We start from the raw sequence: 6,518 nt of genomic DNA, 5'->3' as shown, positions 1-6,518 counted from the left end.
CTGCGCTTGCAAGCGCAGCCTTTCGAGTCCCCACGCAAGGTGCGCAGGCACCTTGCTTCCTGGGCGGAATAATGAAAAAAGGCCAGCAAAGCTGACCTTTTTTAAATACGTGGTGCCCAGGAGAGGACTCGGTCACACGAGCGCGACCCCGGCTGCGCTTGCAAGCGCAGCCTTTCGAGTCCCCACGTAAGGTGCGCAGGCACCTTACTTCCTGGGCGGAATAATGAAAAAAGGCCAGCAAAGCTGACCTTTTTAAATACTTGGTGCCCAGGAGAGGACTCGAACCTCCACGATGTTGCCACCGCTAGGACCTGAACCTAGTGCGTCTACCAATTCCGCCACCTGGGCTTCGCTGCGAAAGCGAAGGCGCTATTGTAGCCACTTCGGCGCCGCTGTCAACAATCTCGACAATAAAATTTCGCCGCCCCTCGCCCGCACCGCACCGCCGCTCAACTCCCGATCACCACCGACACCTGCGCAATCGGCGCCTTGGACCCGCCCGGCACCACCGCGCGCAAAGGCTGCCCGTAAGTCAGCCGCGCATTGACGAAACGCGACCACTGAAACCGCACCCCCACGCCCACGCTCGATAACATCCCGGCCTGCACCTCGCTCGGCTGATCGAACTTATTCCAAACGTGCCCCGCATCGAGAAACACATACGGCTGAAACGCCGGCCCGTCGTCGCCGAAGAACGCAAACGCCGGCGTGCGCAATTCCGCCTGCACGTTCCACCCGCGATCGCCCTGCACGCTGTACGGCTCGTACCCGCGCAACGTGTCGTCGCCGCCAAGGCCCATTTCCTCGCTAGGCAACAACGTGTTCGGCGTCCATTGGAATTGCCCGCGCGCCGACAATGCGAAGCCCGCGCCAATCGATAACGTGCGCTCGGCGAGAAGCTGGAGGTACGTATAGCGCGCGGTCGCACCGTTGCGCATGTCCTGAAACGCCGTATCGGTGTTGTTGCCGTCGAGGTGCCCAGGGCTCGCAAACAACGCGACGTTGCCATGCGTTTGACCGAGCGCGTCGCTCTTGCTGGCGTCGTAAGCGGCGACGAACTGGTGAACGTGCGAGTTCGCAGTGAAGACCTGCGTGCCGCCGAATTCCAAGTCGTTGTTCGATCGCTTGAAGTCGTAACCGAACTGCACCTGTTGCTGCCAGCCGTCGACAAACGGCAAATGCCGGTCGTAACGGAAACTGAATTGCGAAGACACCCCCGTTTGATTGAAGTCCTTATCCATGCGTGGGGTGCTCTGGGCATAGACACCGAAGAACTCTACCCGATCGAACCATGGCAATGGCGCCGAATAGCTGAACGAATGCGCCTGGAATCGCGGCCGGTCCGGCCGCCCCGCGAGCGCCGGGTTGCCGCCGAATAAATCGTTGCTGGCTGTATACCGGTAGGCGATCTGCTGATCGAGTCCGAACAGGTTGCCGTAGTCGATGCCCGCGAAGAACCGATCACGCCCGAGCTGCGCCACGCCGCTGTTGTCGTAGCCCGCGCTCACGCGCAGCGGCAGGCGATCGCGCGTCTGCAAGATCACGTCCGTCGCATTCGGTCCCGTGCCCGGCGCATAGACGATATCCACGCTCCGATACGGATTCGCATTGAGCAGCGCCAATCCCGCTGAGACGTCCGATTCGCGTATTGACCCGCCGCGCTTCAACGGCATCTCTCGGACAAGTTGCGCCTCGGAGAAATAGCGATTGCCGCGCGCAGCGACCTTGCCGAGATGAAACTCGGTGACGGCAATGCGCACGACGCCGTCGTCGACATCCTGCTCCGGCACATAAACGTCGACGAGCGGCTCGCCCGCGGCGCGAAACCGTTCGATGACGGCCCGGCGTATCCGCGCTAAGCCCGCAAACGTCAAAGGTTGGCCGATGTCGCTCGCGAATCCGGCCAGAAACGACGCGTCGAGGACCGGTAGATCGACCGCCGCCACAGCTCGGCCCGGCGGTAGCGTTTGCGACCGGACGGCCGTGCGTCCGTCGTCTTTCACGAAGATAAGACCGTGCAGCACCGGGACCGCCACCTGTTGCGAGTCGCTCTGAGGCCCAGGAGGCGAGGGCGGAGCGGTCGGCCGGCTCGGCGCCGGCGGCGGGTTGGGCGCCACGTCCCGGTACGATTGCGCCGTGGCCGTGGCACTGATCGCGGCCAAAATCGCCGCAGTCCATTTGAACTGGCCGCCGACGGTGCGGCTCATGCGCTGGCTTGCTGCGTCATAGCTTTTTTGTCCCCGTGCCGTGCGCGAATGCTTAAGCGCGCTAGCTGCGTTCGATATCCTTGATTTTCCGCGCCGGCACCCCGCCGACGAGCGTATAGGCCGGCACGCTCTTCGTCACCACGGCGCCGGCCGCCACCACCGCGGCCTCGTGAATTGTCACGCCAGGCAAGATCGTTGCACCCGCACCTATCCAAACCTTGTCTTCCACGCAAATTGCCTGATGATCGAGCCCGCGCCCGACGTCGGGTGCATAGACGATGTCGTGCGTCGCCGTCTCGAACGACACGCGCGGCCCGATCTGGACGTCGGCCCCGATCGAAATCCGGCTGTTGCGGCAGGCCAGCCGCGTTTCGGCGTTCAAGTAAGCACGGTCGCCGATCGAAATGCCGCGAATCGTCTCTTCGTTCAAGCTCAACTCGACGCACAACGGGCCGATGATCGTGACGCCTTGCCCGATCGCCATCCCCGCCCGGCGATAGAACGCAGGGCGGATGCGATTAAAAGGGCCGTAAATCGGCATGGCATTGCCGAGGCTCATGAACAAGTGTCGTTTGAATGCCGTCAATAGCTTCATTGTGCTGCCTGCGTACGAGCGCGTCGCGCCACAACGAATAAGCCTACCGCGCCCCGCTCGTTCGGTCCCTTAACTGGCGCATTGAGCGGGAATTTTGGCGCAAATCTCGGCGTATCGAGCATCGCCGCCATGCCACGCCCGTTGAAGCCGTCGGCTGTTGACGCTATCGGCGTTTCGGCGCGAAGCGACTGAAATCGTCATTCGACCGACAATACGACGTCATATATAGGGTCGGCGTCTTTTTTATTTACCCAGTTCGCATCGATGAAAAGCGTCGAAACGATTTCGGAAATTCCTACAAACAATTTTCGAAAACTAGGGGATCCACCTATGTGGTATCGGTAATAACGCGTCGCCAAGCCGTAACAAAATAATACGAAAATACACACTTCGGCAAATCTGACCGTTCGGCGTCTTCGACGCGCGGATTGTCGGAAGAATCCTACATTTTTCGCAGACGACCTACGCGATGTTCCTCCTACGCTGATTTCGCCAGCAGGGGCGTTCGCCCATACTGCGCGTCAACGAGTAGCAGCCGAGTTGTTCCGATCGAGAAGCTTCGCTTCGAAGAGGGCTCGACGAGTCGTGCGCTTGGCCTCGAAGCGGCGCTCGGGTAATAGCCCGAAAGTGTCGAATTTAGTTAGGAATCCTGATCATTTTTTGATTGTACGCGTAGAGAGACCCGCAAGATGAAACGACGTCAATTTCTCGGCTGCCTGACGGCAGCGGCAAGCAGCTACGTTCTGGTCGCCTGTGGCGGCGGCGGAGCAAGCCCGGGCAGCGCGTCGAGCGCGGGTGGCACGAATGCGGTGGCCAACGCCAGTACCACAGCCACGTCGACGGCCTCGCCGAACGGGACCACCGTGCCCTCGGCCGCCTCGATCGTGGACAACGGCGCAAACGTTTGGACCCTCTCGAACGGCTACATCTACAAGAACGGCGTGAAGGACCCGAACTCGTACAACGTCATCATGCTGTTGTGGTACGGCGGTTCGGTCTATCAAGAAAACACGAGCAAGGCGTTCTATCAGTACACGGGCACGACCTGGGTGGCGTGTCTGGATCCGCGCCTGGGCGGCACTTCGGCGGACGGCACGGCGATTCCGCCGGCGTCGTACATCATCGATAAGCAGAACAACCAATACACGCTGTCGAACGGGTATATCTACAAGAACGGGGTCAAAGATCCCTATTCGTACAACGTGAGCTTGCTGCTCTGGTACGGCGGCATGATCTACCAAGCGGGAACGGGCGGCCAGTTCTACGTCAAGACGTGGATGAACACCTGGAAGCCTTGCCGCGATCCGCGCATCAACATGGCGGCGACGGCCGGTTCGTTTTACGGCATCAACGGCCACTACGATTACCCGTTCACGCCGACGCAAGTCGTGGCCGCGCTGCAAGCGCTCGGTTGCACGACCTATCGCGTGGGCTGCGTCAATACGTCGTCGCAAGTGAATGCGCTCGTCGGTTTGGCGCGGGCCTTCCAGACGGCGAACATGACGCTCTTCACGCTCCTCGATTACGGCCTGCGCGATTCCACCGGCGCGCTCTATACGAGCGAATCGGCCGCCTATAACGCCTCGCATTCCGGTGCGGCCGCGATCGCTACGGCTTTGGCGCCGTATGGCGTGACGATGTACGAATGCGGCAACGAACTCTCGCGCGATCCGGCGATCATTCTCAATTCGGCGACGGCCGGCACGAGCAACGCCGACTTCAACAATGCGAATTGGCCGATCCTGCGCGGCGCGATTCGCGGCATGATCGACGGGATCAAATCGGTGCAGCCGAGCGCCAAGGTGGGCGTGAACTTCTGCGTGGCCGATATCGCGGCCTCCGACATGCTCTGGGACGGGATGCAGCCGGACGGATCGGGCGGCTACCCGACGGTGCGCTGGGACATCACGACGTGGCATAACTACTCGCCCTACGGCGATATCTTCAACATCGGCACGGACGGCGCGGGCCCCGGCTTCAACTTGCCGTCGTACTGCAAGGCGCGTTACGGCGTTCCGTTCATGATCACCGAATGGAACCTCGCGCCCGAGCAAAACGAAACGGCCCGTGCGAGCTACGTGACCCAGCAACTCGGCGAGTTTTACGCGGCTCGCAAGACGCAAGGTATTCAGTCGGTCATGTATTACGAGCTGACGAGCGGCGACTACACCTACGGGATCGTGCTCGATAACCTCACGCCGATTCAGCCGACGTACGGCTCGTTCCAATCGTTCGTGGCGAGCAATCCGGACACCTGATTGCCGGATCGGTACCTAGCCGCAACGAGCGAAAGGCCCGAAGCCCTGACGGTTGACGTCGAGGCTTCGGGCCTTATCGTTGGAGCCGCGTAAGTTTTAGCGGTTGTCGCGTCAGCGCCCCGCCGTGGCCGTTGGGGTGGGCGTGGCCGCCACGCGCGGACCGCGCGGTCGAGGCGGGGGCGGGTAAGGCACACGCGGCGCCCTCGGCGGTGCGCTGGGCACCACCGGCCGCCGCATGAACGCGGGGTACGCGACGCGTGCGCGCGATGCCAGCAGCAGCGAGATGACGAGCGCGATAGGCAGCATATTCGACGGGGTCGTCAAGCGATGCTCGGTGCCCGACATCACCAGCAGGCAAACCGATGCCAGCTCGACGAAGCGGAACGCGACGAAGTTGCGGCCGCCATCGCGCATCGCGGCCCAACTGCCTTGCCGGCACCAGGCCACGAGCCGCCAATAGAACGTCAGCATCAGAATCAAGCCGACGACGCCGAGTTCGGCGAGGATATTCAGATACGAATTGTGCGCGTGCGAATCGGTGTGGTTCGCGGTGATGCCGACGGCCCGCCCGAATAGTCCGAAGTAATTGACGACGAGTGCAATCTGATCGTCGAACGAGCCGAAGCCCATGCCGACGATCGGGCTTTGCCGGAAATAGGCGAGGGCACGCGGCCATAGCCACTCGTAGCGAATATCGAGGTTGGCCACTTTTTCGTCGGCATTCTCGATGCTGAACTGATAGCCCATGTAATCGGTCGCGCCGTGCGTGTGATAGGCGGCGATCGCAAGCGACGCCGCGACCATCGCCGCGAGCAGCGTGGCGAGCATCCAACGCTTGCGGCCGAACACAACGTACGGCAGCAGCACGAGGATCCCGAGCATCGATCCCCGGCTGTAGGTCGAGAACAACATCAGCGCATTGGCGGCCATCAGCGCGAGCAGGGAACGGCTGCGCTTCATCGAGTAGCAGGCGATGCCCAGGCACAGCAAGATGGCAAGGAATCCCCCGGCCGCATTACGCGCGATGAAATAGCTGCCGAACGTATCCGCCGGATGACGGAAGATGGTCAGCAAGCCGTTTTGCGCGACGTACCACAGATAGAAGGGGATGTTGATCAGCACCGCAAAATAGTAAAAGCGGCGCAAGACCTTGTTCAGATCCCAGCGGTGCACATACACGCAGCCCGCCAGGATCGGCGCATACGAGATAAAAAAATTCCCGTCGTGTCGGTAAAAATCGAACTCCAAGAACGATGCGGGGTTGTAGTAAAGCGTCGAAAGAACGGCGAACGCGCCGAAGATCGCGAGCGGCGCCACGAAGGCGGGATAGCGGCGTCCGAAGAACCGCCACCCGCAGAGCAGGATCGGCGCGAAGCCGATCGCGCTGATCGGAACGAAATTCGTGACGCTGAAGATCAGCGCGATCAATGAAACGTAGGCCACGCTCGCTCGCCCTCG

Annotated in this window: 4 protein-coding genes and 1 tRNA gene; 1 reads left to right on the top strand and 4 read right to left on the bottom strand. The window is 61.4% G+C overall.

Features of this window, described 5'->3' with window-relative positions; all coding sequences use genetic code 11:
• Nucleotides 1-261: 261 nt before the first annotated feature.
• The 3 genes from ACTHN9_RS11400 to ACTHN9_RS11390 all read right to left on the bottom strand — a co-directional run bounded on the left by ACTHN9_RS11400 (nt 262) and on the right by ACTHN9_RS11390 (nt 2,802).
• Nucleotides 262-348 (bottom strand) — tRNA-Leu (locus ACTHN9_RS11400).
• Between the two features lie 101 nt (nt 349-449).
• Nucleotides 450-2,207 carry a ShlB/FhaC/HecB family hemolysin secretion/activation protein gene (locus ACTHN9_RS11395; protein WP_440536863.1) on the bottom strand — a complete coding sequence of 586 codons (1,758 nt, stop codon included), beginning with the start codon at nt 2,205-2,207 and terminating at the stop codon, nt 450-452.
• A gap of 61 nt (nt 2,208-2,268) precedes the next feature.
• On the bottom strand, nt 2,269-2,802 hold the full coding sequence (locus tag ACTHN9_RS11390) for an acyltransferase (RefSeq protein WP_440536862.1): 534 nt from the start codon (nt 2,800-2,802) through the stop codon (nt 2,269-2,271).
• A 689-nt stretch (nt 2,803-3,491) separates the two neighbouring features.
• Here ACTHN9_RS11390 and ACTHN9_RS11385 point away from each other — a divergent pair.
• Nucleotides 3,492-5,060 carry a hypothetical protein gene (locus tag ACTHN9_RS11385; RefSeq protein ID WP_440536861.1) on the top strand — a complete coding sequence of 523 codons (1,569 nt, stop codon included), beginning with the start codon at nt 3,492-3,494 and terminating at the stop codon, nt 5,058-5,060.
• Nucleotides 5,061-5,171: 111 nt separating this feature from the next.
• Here the strand turns inward: ACTHN9_RS11385 and ACTHN9_RS11380 are convergent, their stop codons facing one another.
• Complete coding sequence (locus ACTHN9_RS11380; protein WP_440536860.1) at nt 5,172-6,503, bottom strand: O-antigen ligase family protein; 1,332 nt, start codon at nt 6,501-6,503, stop codon at nt 5,172-5,174.
• Nucleotides 6,504-6,518: the final 15 nt, after the last annotated feature.

The organism is Trinickia sp. (genome assembly GCF_051953405.1).
In the GTDB taxonomy this organism is placed as follows: domain Bacteria; phylum Pseudomonadota; class Gammaproteobacteria; order Burkholderiales; family Burkholderiaceae; genus Trinickia.
The sequence above is the reverse complement of the archived record's forward strand: the minus strand, read 5'-3'. Positions and strand labels throughout refer to the sequence as shown.